Origin of the sequence: Mycobacterium intermedium, assembly GCF_002086275.1 — a bacterium.
GTDB classification, from domain to species: Bacteria; Actinomycetota; Actinomycetes; order Mycobacteriales; family Mycobacteriaceae; genus Mycobacterium; species Mycobacterium intermedium.
Genome location: NZ_MVHT01000028.1, coordinates 55,126 through 69,901 on the forward strand (window position 1 = coordinate 55,126; position 14,776 = coordinate 69,901).

Annotated in this window: 14 protein-coding genes and 3 pseudogenes; 10 read left to right on the forward strand and 7 right to left on the reverse strand. The window is 64.6% G+C overall.

The annotated features are described in order from the left end of the window. Nucleotides 1-12: 12 nt before the first annotated feature. Complete coding sequence (locus BST27_RS12325; RefSeq protein WP_069419476.1) at nt 13-777, forward strand: hypothetical protein; 765 nt, start codon at nt 13-15, stop codon at nt 775-777. 79 nt (nt 778-856) lie between these two features. Beyond that, nucleotides 857-1,747: a CHAD domain-containing protein gene (locus BST27_RS12330; RefSeq protein WP_069419477.1), complete on the forward strand. Its 891-nt coding sequence runs from the start codon at nt 857-859 to the stop codon at nt 1,745-1,747. A 60-nt stretch (nt 1,748-1,807) separates the two neighbouring features. Here the strand turns inward: BST27_RS12330 and BST27_RS12335 are convergent, their stop codons facing one another. Beyond that, the gene (locus BST27_RS12335) at nt 1,808-2,296 is read right to left on the reverse strand and encodes a hypothetical protein (RefSeq protein ID WP_069419478.1); all 489 of its coding nucleotides are present in this window, start codon (nt 2,294-2,296) and stop codon (nt 1,808-1,810) included. A 147-nt stretch (nt 2,297-2,443) separates the two neighbouring features. Here BST27_RS12335 and BST27_RS12340 point away from each other — a divergent pair, with 147 nt between their 5' ends. The 6 genes and pseudogenes from BST27_RS12340 to BST27_RS12365 all read left to right on the forward strand — a co-directional run bounded on the left by BST27_RS12340 (nt 2,444) and on the right by BST27_RS12365 (nt 5,092). Next, on the forward strand, nt 2,444-2,917 hold the full coding sequence (locus BST27_RS12340; protein WP_170062305.1) for a DUF222 domain-containing protein: 474 nt from the start codon (nt 2,444-2,446) through the stop codon (nt 2,915-2,917). Beyond that, nucleotides 2,871-3,029, forward strand: a complete 159-nt coding sequence (locus BST27_RS12345; RefSeq protein WP_232007289.1) for a DUF222 domain-containing protein — start codon at nt 2,871-2,873, stop codon at nt 3,027-3,029. Before BST27_RS12340 ends, BST27_RS12345 begins: the two co-directional genes overlap by 47 nt. Next, nucleotides 3,025-3,373, forward strand: a pseudogene (locus tag BST27_RS35045) (transposase); the annotation flags it as partial. The gene BST27_RS12345 and the pseudogene BST27_RS35045, both read left to right, overlap by 5 nt. A 189-nt stretch (nt 3,374-3,562) precedes the next feature. After that, the gene (locus BST27_RS12355; RefSeq protein WP_069419479.1) at nt 3,563-3,901 is read left to right on the forward strand and encodes an EthD domain-containing protein; all 339 of its coding nucleotides are present in this window, start codon (nt 3,563-3,565) and stop codon (nt 3,899-3,901) included. Nucleotides 3,902-3,935: 34 nt separating this feature from the next. Beyond that, nucleotides 3,936-4,177 (forward strand): annotated as a pseudogene (locus BST27_RS12360) (HNH endonuclease); the annotation flags it as partial. A 27-nt stretch (nt 4,178-4,204) separates the two neighbouring features. Continuing rightward, complete coding sequence (locus tag BST27_RS12365) at nt 4,205-5,092, forward strand: arylamine N-acetyltransferase family protein (RefSeq protein WP_069419480.1); 888 nt, start codon at nt 4,205-4,207, stop codon at nt 5,090-5,092. Here BST27_RS12365 and BST27_RS12370 read toward each other — a convergent pair. From BST27_RS12370 to fadD3, 5 genes are read right to left on the reverse strand one after another with little or no spacing between them, the layout of a single operon-like run. Beyond that, nucleotides 5,021-6,187 (reverse strand): pyridoxal phosphate-dependent aminotransferase, encoded by a 1,167-nt coding sequence (locus BST27_RS12370; protein WP_069419481.1) that lies wholly within the window; start codon nt 6,185-6,187, stop codon nt 5,021-5,023. The genes BST27_RS12365 and BST27_RS12370 overlap by 72 nt on opposite strands. Further along, nucleotides 6,184-7,137 carry an acyl-CoA dehydrogenase IpdE2 gene (gene ipdE2, locus BST27_RS12375; protein WP_069419482.1) on the reverse strand — a complete coding sequence of 318 codons (954 nt, stop codon included), beginning with the start codon at nt 7,135-7,137 and terminating at the stop codon, nt 6,184-6,186. Before ipdE2 ends, BST27_RS12370 begins: the two co-directional genes overlap by 4 nt. Nucleotides 7,138-7,186: 49 nt before the next feature. Next, nucleotides 7,187-8,134: an acyl-CoA dehydrogenase family protein gene (locus BST27_RS12380; RefSeq protein ID WP_069419483.1), complete on the reverse strand. Its 948-nt coding sequence runs from the start codon at nt 8,132-8,134 to the stop codon at nt 7,187-7,189. Continuing rightward, nucleotides 8,134-9,279: an acyl-CoA dehydrogenase family protein gene (locus tag BST27_RS12385; RefSeq protein WP_069419484.1), complete on the reverse strand. Its 1,146-nt coding sequence runs from the start codon at nt 9,277-9,279 to the stop codon at nt 8,134-8,136. The genes BST27_RS12380 and BST27_RS12385 overlap by 1 nt, the downstream gene beginning before the upstream one ends. Next, nucleotides 9,279-10,808, reverse strand: coding sequence for a 3-((3aS,4S,7aS)-7a-methyl-1,5-dioxo-octahydro-1H-inden-4-yl)propanoate--CoA ligase FadD3 (gene fadD3, locus BST27_RS12390; RefSeq protein WP_069419485.1), 1,530 nt, complete (start codon nt 10,806-10,808; stop codon nt 9,279-9,281). Before fadD3 ends, BST27_RS12385 begins: the two co-directional genes overlap by 1 nt. 61 nt (nt 10,809-10,869) lie before the next feature. On the opposite strand from fadD3, the gene ipdE1 reads away from it, so the two are divergent. Together ipdE1 and ipdF are read left to right on the forward strand one after the other, a co-directional pair. Further along, the gene (ipdE1, locus tag BST27_RS12395; protein ID WP_069419486.1) at nt 10,870-12,018 is read left to right on the forward strand and encodes an acyl-CoA dehydrogenase IpdE1; all 1,149 of its coding nucleotides are present in this window, start codon (nt 10,870-10,872) and stop codon (nt 12,016-12,018) included. Next, nucleotides 12,015-12,803, forward strand: a complete 789-nt coding sequence (gene ipdF / locus BST27_RS12400) for a (5R,7aS)-5-hydroxy-7a-methyl-1-oxo-2,3,5,6,7,7a-hexahydro-1H-indene-carboxyl-CoA reductase (protein WP_069419487.1) — start codon at nt 12,015-12,017, stop codon at nt 12,801-12,803. Before ipdE1 ends, ipdF begins: the two co-directional genes overlap by 4 nt. Nucleotides 12,804-13,008: 205 nt before the next feature. Here the strand turns inward: ipdF and BST27_RS12405 are convergent. Continuing rightward, nucleotides 13,009-14,692, reverse strand: a pseudogene (locus tag BST27_RS12405) (PPE family protein). Between the last annotated feature and the right edge of the window lie 84 nt (nt 14,693-14,776).

The window sequence follows — 14,776 nt, forward strand, 5'->3', positions numbered from 1 at the left end:
TGAGGATCGAGCATGAGTGCCGACACGATCAGTGAGACCGAAGAGAGCGTCACCAAGGAAGTAGAGGCTCCCGAAGAAGCCACTGCAGAAGTCGAGGCGGCCGACGCGAAAGACGCCGACGAGGAAGACGCCGACGACGACAAGGGCGAGTCCCGGCTCAGCCGGCTGCGCAGGCTCCGCGCACGACCGTCGCTGTCGTGGCGCGCGGTTGCGGCCTTGCTTCTGTTGGCGGCGATAGCCGGGGGGTACTTCGGGTACCGCCAGTACGACCGGCTGAACCACGAGGTTACGGCGCTGAAGCAGGCCGACTCGGACCGCGCCGCCGCGGCCAAGCTAGCCAAGGACTATGCGTTGAAGTCGCTGACGTACACCTACGAAGACCCAGACGCTTTCTTCCGGTCCGTGGAGGACGGCGTCTCCCAATCCCTGAAGGACAAGTACGTCAACGCCACCCCCATCCTCAAGGGGGTCATGGTGCAGGCGCAGGTCACGTCGTCGGGTGAGGTCCTTGCTACCGACGCCGTAGCGCAGCCCGGCGACGTGTACCAGGTGGTGGTGTCCGCCGCGCAGACCACGCGTAACTTGCAGAACCCCAAGCCGCGCGTATCACTGATCCTGTTGCAGATCACCGTCAACAAGGTCGGCGGCAGTTGGCAGGTTTCTGACATCGGACCGAAGACGAGCAGTAACGCCGGTAACGCGGAACAATTGCCCCCGCCGGTGCCCAATCCGGCCCCGGCGCCTGCCCCTGCTCCCGCGCCGGCACCACGCCGGTAGGGTGCGCCGCCTGAAAGAGATGCGTTCGGCCGCCTCTTAGAAGGTTTGGCAGCCGCGCCGCGCGGAAATTCGTAGTGGCATGTGCGCCGCCTCCGACGTCAAGGATCGGGTGGCGCTGGCGCACGACATCTACGACGCCGAGACCGCGTCCCCGGCAACACGCGCGCTGGCGGACTACATCATCGCCCAGGTCGAGCAGATCGAGCGCGGCGACGAAGGTCTGCGCAGCGGCGTGGACCCCATTCACGACACCCGAGTGTCGATCCGGCGGCTACGCAGCACGCTGCGGGTATTCGGCAAGCTCTTGGACAAGTCGGCAATCGATGGGATGGACGACGAGCTCAAGTGGTTCGCCGGTCTGCTCGGGGACGTGCGTGATTGCCATGTGCAGCAACGCCGGTTGGGCGAGGCGCTGAACCAGATTCCCGACGAACTGGTCCTGGGCCCGGTCAAAGCGCGGATCCGCAAGGATCTTCGAGCAGCCGAGCTGCCGGCCCGAACCCGGGTGAGCGAGGAAATGGAGTCGGCGCGATATCGCGCGCTCATCGACGTGCTGCGTCTGTGGCGGGCAGCTCCGCCCATCCCCGGCAACGACATCACAGTCAAGGCGTTGCGAAAGCGAGCCCGCCGCGCCGAGCGCAAAGCGGACCGTCGGCTGGCCGCGGCGCTCGAATCTGGTGACGACGACCTGCTGCACCGGGCGCGGAAGGCCGCCAAACGGGCACGCTACGCCGCCGAACTGCGCAGGGCGCTGGACAAGCGTGCGAAGCGAACTGCAAAGCGCTACAAGCATATTCAAAATGTGCTGGGGGAGCATCAGGACGCGGTGATTGCCCTGGCGGCCCTGCGCCGGTTGGCGGTGACGGCGGGAACGAGTTCGGGAGAGAACGGCTTCACGTACGGCATGTTGTACGAGCGTGAGCGTCGAATCGCTCAGCAGTGCCGGGCTGACACGCAACAACTCCGATAATTGCAACCCGGGATGGCCCGTTGAGGGGGCGGGCCATCCCGGAATGCTCTGTAACCGATCTTAGGCCGTCCCGCGGTAATTGCCTTCGGCGCGGGTGTTGGCAGCGGCTGTGTGAGTCGTGACTGCGCGCGACTCGTCGCTCCAGCCCTCGCCGCGATCAGCCTCGATGGGGTCGGTTTCGTCGTCTTGCCTGTCCGCTCGCACGGTCGGGTCGATGCTGTCAGCGCGTTCCCATTGCTCGCGGAGTTGCTCGCGGGAGGTCGTCGCCTCGTGCTGGTGCTCGGCCGCCTGCTCTTGCAGTCGGGCGGCTTCCGCGGCCTTGACCTCTGCCTCGGCCTGAGCGGCACGTGCTTTGGCGGCGGTTTCGTTGGCCAGTGCCTCGCGCCGCTCAAGCTCGGCGGTCTGCATTCTGGCCTGCTCGCGAATCTCCTCGGCCTGCCGTCGTTGGCGGCGACGCTTTGCCTTCTCCATGGCTACGACGATGATGGCGACGACCGCGATCACCGCTGCCCCGGCGACGACGATCCAGACGATATTGCTGGTACTCATGTGAGCTCCATAGGTTGGTGGGTATGCGGTTGTACCCCGGCCCGTGCCTACGGAATCCCCGTATTCGACGCCGATAAAACGATGGGGTTCGCCTTGCACCTGCGACAAGGCCCATCTTGTCACCGACCATTCGTACAATACGAAAGTATGTTCGAAGGGCAGACGGATGCCGACGTGGTCGACGCGATCGCCGCGGCCCTGCGTATCACTCCAGCCAGGGCCAGTGGGCACCTCCGCTACGCGATCGCGCTACGCGAGCGGTTGCCACGGCTCGCGGAGGTCTTCGCGCGAGGAGACGTCTGTCTTCGAGTGGTGGCGACGGTGATCTCCCGCGTTTACCTGGTGCAGGATCCGAAGATCCTCGCCGAACTGGATCAGGCCATAGCCAAACGCGTGTCGAGGTGGACGCGGCTGTCAACGGCGAGCTTGCCGAACGCATCGACATGTGGGTTGTCCACGTTGATCCGGCCGGCGAGCGGGTACCGCCCGAACGTGATGACGTTCGCTTCGTCGAGGTCAAACCGTCGACGACCCAAGGACCAAGGAGCAGCGGCGTGCCGATGCCATCCGGGCGCTGGTCGACGGCGCGGACGGGCTCAGCTGCAAATGCGGCTCAGCTGATTGTGCTGCCGCACAACGGAAGACCGACACCAATGTGGTAATCCATGTGCTGGCCGAGCGGGCGACGATTGACGGTGACTCCGAAGCCCCCGGATATCTGCCGGGGTTCTGAAGCCTCCCTGGCGCGACTCTGTGGTGTGTGCCCCCATCCCAGCAAGCACTGGAACCACCACCCGCCACCGCCTGCACCGCGGCGGAGACCGCGATGCCAACAGCGCCATTTACCTGATCGTCGTCAACAGACTGCGATGGCACGAACCCACCAAGCGCTACCTCGAACGCCGAACCCAAGAAGGCAAAACGAAAAAGGAAATAATCCGCTGTCTCAAACGAGCTGTAGTCCGAGAACTATATCGGGCACTCCAAGCCGACCTAAACCGACAACCAGAGGCTCTTGACGCTGCATGGGAGCATCCACACGATCCCTTACCCGTTGGGGCCGACGCGCACGTGTAATCTCAAGCTACTCAGCCATTTTCACCATCTGCTAAGACCGCCCGCCGAAACTCGAGTCGCCGCGGGACCGGCCGTCCAGAAACCGACGATGATCCACGATCTCTTTTGCGATTCGACTCGCGGGAAGAAACGTTCAGGTGACCGCGTTGGCCACGGATATCGTCGTCGACACCTAGGGAGCGACTCAACATGATCAAGGTGTTCGCATACTTGAAGCGCAAGTCCGGCCTGTCGATGGAGGAGTTCGTGGACTACTACGAGCACAACCACGTGCCGTTGGTGCTGAGCAAGGCGGCCATGCCGGTGGTCTACAAACGCAACTACCTGCAGCGTGGGGACACCTTCAACCTGGAAGGTGACGAGATTGGGTTCGACTGTATGACCGAACTCGTCTTCAACGACAGGGATGGCTTGCGGGGATGGATGACCAGCCTCGGTGGCGATGAAATCTCCCGAGACGAAGAGAACTTCATACATCGAGACGCGACGCGAAGCTACGTGGTGGATGAGCGCACCAGTTCCGGGTGACCACGGCGCCTAAGAGGCGATCATGAAATGTTCTCTAGCCAGTCGTTGTCACCACCTGCTGAAGACCTTCTATGCCGGGGTAGAGGGCTGGTTGGATCTCCAGCTACCCGATGGCACGGTGGTGTGGACCAGTCCGACGGGCCACATCTATCGTTACGCGGGCTCAAGATGCCGCGACGGAAGCGAACCCGTACCGCCGAGCGCAATGCACGCATCATGGCCGAACGGCACATCAACGAGGAACGATTCGCCGCACAACCACCGCCGGATTTCTAACCTGACGGTCGGGGTCAGAATGGCCTTATGGCATTGGACCTGACCGCATACTTTGACCGCGTCAACTACCGCGGGACCACCGAGCCGACGCTTGAGACATTGCAGGCCTTGGTGACGGCGCACACCCGAGCGATTCCGTTCGAGAATCTCGATCCGCTGCTGGGTGTTCCAGTTGACGACCTGGGTCCAAATGCGTTGGCCGACAAGCTGGTAAGCCGGCGGCGGGGTGGTTACTGCTATGAGCAGAACGGGCTGATGGGTTACGTGCTGGCCGAACTCGGCTACCAGGTGCGACGCTTCGCCGGCCGGGTGGTCTGGATGCTTCCGCCGGATGCACCGGTCCCCGCGCAGACCCACACTGTCTTGGGGGTGACTTTCCCGGGCTCGGACGGCTCATATCTGGTGGACGTGGGTTTCGGCGGCCAGACGCCGACGTCTCCGCTCCGCTTACAAACCGGCGGCGTGCAGCAGACGACGCACGAGCCGTATCGACTCGAGGACCGCGGTGACGGGCTGGTGCTGCAGGCCCAGGTCCGTGGTGAGTGGCAGTCGCTGTACGAGTTCACCACCGAGAGGCGTCCGCTGATCGATCTGACGGTGGGTAGCTGGTATGTCTCGACCTGTCCGGCATCGCACTTTGTCACCGGGCTGACCGCCGCGATGGTCACCGATGATGCGCGGCTTAATCTGTCCGGCCGCAAGCTGGTCATTCACCGTGCCAGTGGATCCGAGAAGGTTCTGCTCGACGACGCCGCCGCGGTGGTAGACACGCTCAGCGAACGGTTCGGAATCAACGTGGACGACGCGGGCGAGCGCGATGTGCTCGTGGCCCGCGTGGATCAGCTACTGAGTCGACAACCAGGGACCGATTCGGCGCAAGGCCTCTTCGATGTCGCTGGTAGGTCCGGCGAATGACAGGCGGACGAAGGAGCCGCCGCGCGCGGGGTCGAAGTCGATGCCGGGTGCGATCGCAACCCCGGTGTCGGTCAGCAGCTTCGAGCAGAAACTCAGTGAGTCACTGGTGAAGTCGCCGACGTCGGCGTAGACGTAGAACGCTCCGTCGGTGGGTGCCAGCCTGTCCAGGCCTATGCCGCGCAATCCGTCGAGCAACAGTGACCGATTGACCGAGTAGTGCGCAAGGTGGCCGTCGGCTTCGGCTGTTGCCTCCGGAGTGAAGGCAGACACCGCGGCGATCTGCGACAACACCGGCGGGCAGATGGTGAAGTTGCCGGTAAGGCAGTCGACCGCCCGGCGGAGCTCGGTGGGTACCAGCAGCCATCCCAACCGCCAGCCGGTCATCGCGTAGTACTTGGAGAAGCTGTTGACTATCACGGCATTTCGAGATGTCTCCCAGGCGCAGCTGGTCGGCGGTGCGCCTTCGTAGACCAGCCCGTGATAGACCTCGTCGCTGATCAGCCGCGCCCCGGTCTCGTCACACCACGATGCGATCGCCGCCAGCTCCTCGGGCGGTATGACCGTTCCCGTCGGATTGGCCGGGCTGGCAACGATAACCCCCTGTACCGGCGGGTCGATTTCGGCGAGCATCTGGGCGGTGGGCTGAAACCGGGTCTCCGGGCCACACGCGATCTCCACCACCTCACATCCGAGGGCCGACAAGATGTTTCGGTAGCAGGGGTAGCCGGGGCTGGCCATTGCCACCCGGTCGCCGACGTCGAAGCAGGCCAGGAAGGCGAGCAGGAATCCGCCGGAGGAACCCGTGGTGACCACCACCGCGTCGAGGTCGACGTCGATGCCGTGTTTGCGTTGGTAATCGGCCGCGATGGCGCCGCGAAGTTCCGGAATGCCCAGCGCCACGGTGTAACCCAGCTGATTGAGATGCAGGGCGGAGGCGGCGGCGGCCCGCACCGGTTCGGGGGCGCCGACACTCGGCTGCCCCGCCGACAGGTTGATCAGATCGCCGTGGGTGCGCTGGCGTTCCGCTGCCGCCAGCCAGACATCCATCACGTAGAACGGAGGGATGCCGGCCCGCAGCGAGACGTGATCGGTCACGGCGCTCCCGGCAAGACTTCTGCTTCGAGCCGGCGCAGCAGCTCGCGCGGCGTCTCCAAGAGATGTGTACTGCCGTGTGCGCGTTTGAAATACAGGTGCATGTCGTGTTCCCACGTAATGGCGATGCCACCGTGCAGCTGAATGCCTTCGGCCGTTACCGTGCTCAATGTCTCGCTGGCGGCCAGCCGCGCGGTAGCGGCGTTGGTGGGGGTGGGGTCGTTGCACGCTTCGTCGACGACCGCCTTGGCCGCGGCGACTTTGACGTAGAGGTCGGCCATCCGGTGCTTGAGCGCCTGAAAACTGCCGATCGGCCGTCCGAATTGCACTCGGCTCTTGGTGTATTCCACGGTGAGTTCGAGGCAGCGTTCCGCGGCGCCGATCTGCTCGGCCGCAAGCAGAATCGCCGCGGTGTCCGCGATTCCTGGGTCCGCCCCCAGGTCGGCGGATTCTTCAGCTTGGACCTTCGCCAACCGGCGGGTCGGGTCCATGGTGACGACGGGCTCCGCGCTGAACCGCGTCCACCGGCTCAGCTTGCCGCCCGAGGCGGCGACGACGACGTCGGCGATGTCGCCGTTGACCACATGGTCGGGGTCGAGCACCAACGCGCCGATCGATTCTCCCGAGGCCAGCGCTTCCAAGGTCTCGGCGTCGGGCTCGTCCGCGGACAGCAGAGCGAGCTCGGCGAGGGTGGTGCCCAGCAGGGGCGATGGCACGAGTCCCCGGCCGAGTTCCTGTAAGACTGTTGCCGCATCGGCCAATTCACCACCGGCTCCGCCCAGTTCCTCCGGTATCACCAGAGCCGCGGCGCCGACCTGCTCGCACAACAACTTCCACAGCGACTCGTCGTAGCCGCGGTCGGACTCGATTGCGGCGCGCACCGCGGCGGGATTGGCGTGCTTGGTGACCAACGCGGCCACGGTTTCCCGCAGCAGCTCCCGTTCTTCACTCATTGGCGCCGCTCCTCTTCATCGCTGCGCTCTGCATCGTCGCCGGCGCGACTCACACTGCCTCCAGAACTCGTCGCCGATGCTGTTCGGGCGTACCCCAGGCCGACCGTAAGGCCTGCACTCGCAGCAGCAACAACGACAGGTCGTGTTCTTGAGTGAACCCGATGGCGCCGTGCGTCTGCAACGACGATCGTGCGGCCAGCAGGGCCGCCTCGCCCGCGGCCACCTTCGCGGCACTCACATCCCGCGGTTCCAACGTCAGCGCCGCGCCGTAGACCAGCGGCCGGGCCAATTCGACGGCGATGTGTACGTCGGCCAGTTTGTGTTTGATCGCCTGATACGACCCGATCACCCGGCCGAACTGGGACCGCTGCTTGGCGTACTCGACGCCCGCGGTCAACAGCGCCTCGGCGGCTCCGACCAGCTGTGCGGCGGTAGCTAACGCGCCGAACTCGTACGCGCGCTTGCTGTCCGCCTGCCAAGACGCACCGGTGGCCGCAACTTCGTAGAGGTGGCGGCTGGGATCGACGGATTCATGCTTATCGCCGACAGCCGCTTCGCTGACTTCACCGGCATCGGGGCCACCGTCAACCACCAGCACCAGCCCGGCCGTGTCGGCGTCAACGGCATAGGGCACCTGCGGTGGTTGTGCCACGGTCGCGATCAGTTCACCGGCAGCAAGGCCGGCGCTGCGGTCGTCGTCGGCCAGCAAGATCGGTGCGACGGCGATGGATTCGGTAACCGGTCCTGGAACGCACCAATGGCCGAGTCTTTCGAGTGCAACCACCAGATCGACGGGATGAGCATCGAGGCCGTCAAACTTCTCCGGCACGATCAATGCGGTGACGCCGAGATTGGCCAGTTGCTCCCACACCTTGCGACCGGGTGCGAAGTCACCCGCTGACCACGCGCGCACCGCGGCGGGCAGATCCGCGGCGCCCAGCGCTGCGTCGATGCTGGCCGCGAAGTCGCGCTGCTGTTCATCCAAGGCAAAGTCCATTACCGCTTCTCCCCTTTTGGTTCGCGGGGCAGACCCAACAAGCGTTCCGAAATGATGTTGCGCTGAATCTCGTTGGTGCCGGCGTAGATCGGGCCGCCCAGCGCGAACAGCAGGCCTTCGGTCCACGGGCCGGCCAGTTCGCCGTGGGCGCCGCGGATGTCGAGTGCGGTCTGATGCAACTCGACGTCGAGCTCGGACCAGAACACCTTGGTGACCGACGATTCGGCGCCCAACTCCCCGCCGGCGGCCAGTCGGGTCACCGTGCCGAAAGTTTGCAACCGGTAGGCCTGCGCCTTGATCCAGGCGTCGGCAACCCGGTCGGCGAATTCCGGTGGTGAGCCGCTGTCTTTCCACAGTTGCACCAGCCGCTCGGCTGCCGCCAGGAAGCGGGCCGGGCTGCGTAGCGACATGCCCCGCTCGTTGCTTGAGGTGCTCATCGCGGCACGCCAACCGTCGTTCGGGCTGCCGATGACGTCCTCGTCGGGCACGAAGACGTCGTCAAGGAAGATCTCGCCGAAGCCGGTGTCACCGCCCAATTGGACGATCGGCCGGACGGTGACGCCCTTGGCTTTGAGGTCGAACATGAAATACGTCAAACCTTGGTGGCGCTGGGATTGCGGGTCGGACCGGAACAACCCAAAGGCCATCTCGGCGAACGGCGCCCGCGAACTCCAGATCTTCTGACCGTTGAGCAGCCAACCGCCGTCGGTCTTGGTGGCGGTGGATCGCAGCGAAGCCAAGTCGCTGCCGGACTCCGGCTCCGACCACGCCTGGGCCCAGATTTGCTCCCCGCTGGCCATTTTCGGCAGAATCCGGTCACGTTGCTCTTCGGTGCCGTGTGCGAACAGCGTTGGCGCCAGCATGGAGGTGCCGTTCGCACTGGCCCGGCCCGGAGCGCCGGCACGAAAATACTCTTCCTCGTACACCACCCAGTGCAGCAGCGGAGCGTCGCGACCGCCGTACTTCTTCGGCCAGTTGATCACCGACAGGCCGCCGTCGTACAGCACCCGGTCCCAGATCCTGTGCTGGGCAAAGCCTTCTGCGTTGTCATACGACTTCGTCGGAATCGAGTCACGGTTTGCCGCAAGGAACTCCCGCACTTCGGCCTGAAAGGCCAGCGTCTCTTCGTCGAATGCTAGATCCATCAGACCAACTCTCGCAGTTGTGGTTTGACCACCTTGCCGCCGGCGTTACGGGGCAATGCGTCGACGAACCGCACCGAGCGGGGTGCCTTGAAGTTCGCCAAATGCTCACGGGTGTAAGCGATCACCGATTCTTCATTCAGTTCTGCGCCGGGCTTGGGCACCACGAAAGCGCGGCCCACTTCGCCGAGCCGCTGGTCTGGCACCCCGATCACCGCCGCGTCCGCCACACCCTCCATCCGGGCCAGCACCTGCTCGACCTCGGCGGGATAGACGTTGAAGCCACCGCAGATGTACATGTCCTTGAGTCGGTCGGTGATGCGCAGGTTGCCGCGGTCGTCGACGGTTCCGATGTCTCCGGTGTGCAGCCAGCCGTCGGAATCGATTGCGGCAGCGGTGGCGTCGGGATCGTCGAGGTAGCCCAGCATGACATTGGGCCCGCGCAACAGGACTTCGCCCGTTTCATCGATGCGCAGTTCGAAGTCGGCGAACGGGCGCCCGCAGGTGGTCGCGACCGTCACCGCGTCGTCCTCGGGGCGACATGCCGTTCCCATTCCGTTGGCCTCGGTCAGGCCGTAGGCGGTCAGCACGATGTCGATGTCGAGTTCGGACTGCATGCGTTCCACCAGCACCACCGGCACGGTTGCTGCACCCGTTACGGCGAACCGCAGCGAGCTCAGGTCGTAGTCGCCGCGGGCCGGGTGGTCCAGCAGGGTCTGGTAGATGGTCGGGGGGCCGGGCAGCACGGTGATGCGGTGTTGCTCGATCGCCTGCAACGTGCGCAACGGGTCGAACGTGACGTGCGGGATCAGCGTCGCTCCGGTCTGCAGGCACGCCAGGATGCCGGCCTTGTAGCCGAAGTTGTGGAAGAACGGATTGATGCACAGGTAGCGGTCGTCGCTGGTGATCTTGCCGTTGGCGGCCCACGCGGCCGAAGCCGCCAGTGACTGGCGGTGTGCACACAGCACGCCCTTGCTGCGGCCCGTCGTGCCTGATGTGAACAGGATGTCGCTGATGTCGTCGGGGGAGACGGCGGCCGCGCGGGCGCGAACGGCGCTGAGGTCGGTGCCGCGCGAGATGAAGTCGGCCCACGTCCCTGAGACAGGATCGTCGGCTTCGATCGGGATGCGCACGATGTCGCGCAAGGCCGGTAACGCGGAGCGGTCCAGGTCGGCGGCGCGATCGTTGCCCAGGAACCGCCCCGCCGCGAACAGCACCGGCGCCGCGGTGCGGGCCAGGATGTCGGAAGCCTCTGAGGCGGTGTAGCGCGTGTTCAGCGGCACCATGGTGGCGCCCGCGTGGTGAATGGCCAGGCAGGCCACCACCCAGTGCCAGGTGTTCGGCGACCAGATGGCCACTCGGTCGTGCGGTTGGACACCCAGCGCTATCAGCGCAGCCGCGGCCCGGTGAACCTCGTCACGCAGGGCGGTCGAGGTGAAGCTGCGGTCGTCGGTGATCAGCGCGGCGTGCTCGGGGAGTTGCTGGACGAGACGATCCAACGCCGCGGGAACGGTGCGCGGATCGGTAGTCACGGATACTCCTAGGCCAGATGCTCCTAACAAAGCAAGTGCTTGGTAGGTTAGCCTACAAGACATGCAGGACGTCGAGGAGTTCCGGGCGGAGGTCCGCCACTGGCTCGCCGACAATCTGGTCGGCGAATTCGCAGCTCTCAAGGGTCTTGGTGGCCCCGGGCGCGAGCACGAGGCGTTCGAGGAACGTCGGGCGTGGAACCAGCACCTTGCCGCGGCGGGGCTGACGTGTCTGGGGTGGCCGGTCGAATACGGCGGCCGCGGATTGTCCGTCGCACACCGGGTGGCGTTCTACGAGGAGTACGCCCTTGCCGACGCTCCGGACAAGGTCAACCACTTCGGCGAGGAGTTACTGGGACCGACGCTGATCGCGTTCGGCACGGAGAAACAAAAGCAGCGGTTCCTGCCGCGCATCCTCGATGTCACCGAACTGTGGTGCCAGGGATATTCCGAACCCGGTGCCGGCAGCGACCTGGCGAACGTGTCGACAACCGCCGAACTCGACGGCGACCAGTGGGTGATCAACGGCCAGAAGGTGTGGACATCGCTGGCCCACCTGTCGCAGTGGTGCTTTGTGGTGGCGCGCACCGAGAAGGGGTCGAAGCGGCACGCCGGCCTGTCGTATCTGCTGGTTCCCCTGGACCAACCGGGGGTGGAGGTTCGCCCCATCGTGCAGATCACCGGTACCGCCGAGTTCAACGAGGTCTTCTTCGACGACGCCCGCACCGACGCCGACCTGGTCGTCGGCCAGCCGGGCGACGGTTGGCGGGTGGCGATGGGCACCCTGACCTTCGAGCGTGGCGTCTCGACCCTCGGCCAGCAGATCGTCTATGCGCGTGAGCTTTCCAACCTGGCCCAGCTGGCACGGCGCACCGGCGCCGCCGACGACCCGCTCATCCGGGAGCGGCTGACCCGCGCCTGGACCGGGCTGCGGGCGATGCGTAGCTATGCGCTGGCCACCATGGATGTCGAGCAGCCAGGTCAGGACAACGTGTCAAAGTTGTTGTGGGCCAACTGGCATCGCGACCTGGGCGAGCTCGCGATGGATGTCGTCGGTAAGGCGGGGCTGACGTTGACCGACGGCGAGTTCGACGAGTGGCAGCGGCTGTACCTGTTCACCCGCGCCGACACCATCTACGGCGGCTCCAACGAGATTCAGCGCAACATCATCGCCGAGCGGGTGCTCGGCCTGCCCAGGGAGGTAAAGGGGTGAGTCTGTCCGAAGCGCCGAAAGAGATTGCCGGACACGGACTTCTGGAAGGCAAGGTCGTCGTCGTGACGGCGGCCGCGGGCACTGGAATCGGCTCGGCGACCGCGCGCCGCGCGCTGCTCGAGGGCGCCGACGTGATGGTCTCCGACCACCACGAACGTCGTCTGGGGGAGACGGCGGCCGAACTGTCCTCGCTGGGTCTGGGCCGGGTGGAGAGCGTGGTGTGTGACGTGACCTCCACCGCACAGATTGACGCCTTGATCGCCTCGACCACCGCGCGGTTGGGTCGCCTGGACGTTCTGGTCAACAACGCCGGGTTGGGTGGGCAGACGCCGGTCGCCGACATGACCGACGAGGAGTGGGACCGAGTGCTCGATGTCTCGCTGACGTCGGTGTTCAGGGCCACCCGGGCCGCCCTGCGGTACTTCCGCGAGGCTCCCCACGGCGGTGTGATCGTCAACAACGCAAGCGTTTTGGGCTGGCGGGCGCAGCACTCGCAATCGCACTATGCCGCCGCGAAAGCGGGCGTGATGGCGTTGACGCGTTGCAGCGCAATCGAAGCCGCCGAGTACGGGGTGCGGATCAATGCGGTGTCGCCCAGCATCGCCCGGCACAAGTTCCTGGACAAGACAACGTCGGCCGAGCTGTTGGACCGGCTGTCGGAGCGCGAAGCGTTCGGCCGCGCCGCCGAGCCGTGGGAGGTGGCGGCGACGATTGCCTTCCTGGCCAGTGACTACTCGAGTTATCTGACGGGCGAAGTGATTTCGGTATCCAGCCAGCACCCGTAGATCGGTTAGGACCGCAGCAACAGGCCGATGTTGAACAGGCCCGACAGAGCGGTGCCCATGTTGCCCCCGACGCGATCGGTCGTCTCAAATGTTACGACCATGGCCACGTGCAGTGTTGGCTTCGCCGAAATGCGTCGTAATTAGGACGGACGCGGAAGGGGTCGGCATTAATTGCGATGCTGTCAATTTACGACTGTTTAGTCTCTTATAGGCGGCCCAGGTTGAACAAGCCCGCGACACCGGTGGTGAAGTTGAGCACACCGGAGGTGAGACCGGCTATGACGCCGGCTGGCTGACCCGATATGGCAACTGTCACGGGCGTATTGACATATCCCGAGACACCGCCATTAATACTCGAGCCACCGGCAGCTAAGTTCGAGAAGCCAGACATAGCCAGGTTGGCGAGGCCGCCTTTGGCAGTGTTCAAGAAGCCCGAGATTTGGGAACCGGAGTTCCCGATACCGGAGAGTTCGGTCCCCACATTGTTGATGCCCGAGTTGGTTAGACCACTGTTGGTGATGTAACCGGCACCGTTGTTCACGTTGCCTGAGTTCCAGAAGCCGGTGTTGGTGTTGCCGGCATTGCCGGCACCCGTATTGAAGTCGCCCGCGTTCAAGAACCCGGTGTTGGCCGCGCCCCCGTTGCCCAACCCAGTGTTGTAGACACCACCGTTTCCGAAGCCGGTGTTAGCCCCGCCCGCATTCCCGATCCCGGTGTTGAGCGAACTGGTGTTTCCGAGACCGAAATTGGCAAGACCCGAGTTGCCAATGCCGATGTTGTTGTGCGGGTTGGAAAGTGAGCTGAGGTGGCTGCCCGAATTGAAGATGCCGATGTTGCCGTCGCCGGAGTTGAAAGAAGCCGATGTTGTTGTTGCCCGAATTGAACAACCCGATGTTGCCGTTGCCGGAGTTCAGCAGCCCGGCCAGGTTGATGCCCATCTGGTTGTTACCGGTGAGCCCGATCCCGAAGTTGTTGTTGCCGGTGTTCCCGAACCCGATGTTGCCGTTGCCGTTGTTGCCGGCGCCGGTGTTGAAGTTACCGGTGTTGCCACCGCCCTGGTTGCCAATGCCGCTGTTGCCAAGCCCGATGTTGTTGTCGCCGGAGTTGCCCATACCTCTGTTGCCGTTGCCGGCATTGCCCAGGCCCACGTTGGCATCTCCGGGTTTGGCAATCCCGGAGATGCCACCGTTGTTTCCAAAGCCGATGTTGTTGTTGCCGACGTTTCCGCCACCCACGTTTGTGTTGCCGTTGTTTCCGGCCCCGATGTTGTTGTTGCCGTGGTTGCCATTGCCGACGTTTTGATTGCCGAGGTTCCCGCTACCCGCGTTGATGGTGCCGTTGTTGCCGATGCCCAGGTTCGCGAGCAGTTCCTGATTACTCGCCGCGGGCAGCAACTGCGCGGCGGCGGCCGACGCCTCGGCGTGGTAGCCGAACAGCGCAGCTACGTCCTTGGCCCACATCTGCTCGTATTCGCTTTCGAGCGCGAAAATCGCGGGAGTATGCAGTCCGAACCAGTTCGACATCACCATCTTGACGAACGAATTGCGGTTCACCTCAACCAAAATCGGATGCACGATGGCCGCCCGTGTGGTCTCGAACGCGCTCGCCGCCGCCCTCGCTTGTGCCGCCGCTCCCGCCGCCCGCTCGGCTGACGCGCTCAACCAGCCCGAGTATGGAGTGGCCGCCGCCGCCATCGCCTGGGCTGCGGAACCTTGCCATGCTTGACTCGCCAACCCCGTCGTGACCGCCTGAAAAGACGATGCCGCCGTCCCCAGTTCTTCGGCCAGGCCGTCCCACGCTGCCGCCGCGTTGAGCATGGGCGTCGATCCGGCACCGGTGAAAATCAGCAGTGAATTGATCTCCGGCGGTAGCAGCACAAAATTCACCACAGCTGACTGGCTAGTCCCCGTTACTGAGTCCACCCGGTTTTGGAGTCGGGTTTGTTGATTCGGATTCAGTTGATCTCGCAGGCC

What these genes read in the sequence shown, in the direction of transcription:
- BST27_RS12355 (WP_069419479.1), top strand. Translation starts at nt 3,563, where the DNA reads ATGATCAAGGTGTTCGCATACTTGAAGCGCAAGTCCGGCCTGTCGATG.
- BST27_RS12330 (WP_069419477.1), top strand. Translation starts at nt 857, where the DNA reads ATGTGCGCCGCCTCCGACGTCAAGGATCGGGTGGCGCTGGCGCACGAC.
- ipdE2 (WP_069419482.1), bottom strand. Translation starts at nt 7,137, where the DNA reads ATGAGTGAAGAACGGGAGCTGCTGCGGGAAACCGTGGCCGCGTTGGTC.
- BST27_RS12365 (WP_069419480.1), top strand. Translation starts at nt 4,205, where the DNA reads ATGGCATTGGACCTGACCGCATACTTTGACCGCGTCAACTACCGCGGG.
- BST27_RS12325 (WP_069419476.1), top strand. Translation starts at nt 13, where the DNA reads ATGAGTGCCGACACGATCAGTGAGACCGAAGAGAGCGTCACCAAGGAA.
- BST27_RS12335 (WP_069419478.1), bottom strand. Translation starts at nt 2,296, where the DNA reads ATGAGTACCAGCAATATCGTCTGGATCGTCGTCGCCGGGGCAGCGGTG.
- BST27_RS12385 (WP_069419484.1), bottom strand. Translation starts at nt 9,279, where the DNA reads ATGGATCTAGCATTCGACGAAGAGACGCTGGCCTTTCAGGCCGAAGTG.
- ipdE1 (WP_069419486.1), top strand. Translation starts at nt 10,870, where the DNA reads ATGCAGGACGTCGAGGAGTTCCGGGCGGAGGTCCGCCACTGGCTCGCC.
- BST27_RS12380 (WP_069419483.1), bottom strand. Translation starts at nt 8,134, where the DNA reads ATGGACTTTGCCTTGGATGAACAGCAGCGCGACTTCGCGGCCAGCATC.
- BST27_RS12340 (WP_170062305.1), top strand. Translation starts at nt 2,444, where the DNA reads ATGTTCGAAGGGCAGACGGATGCCGACGTGGTCGACGCGATCGCCGCG.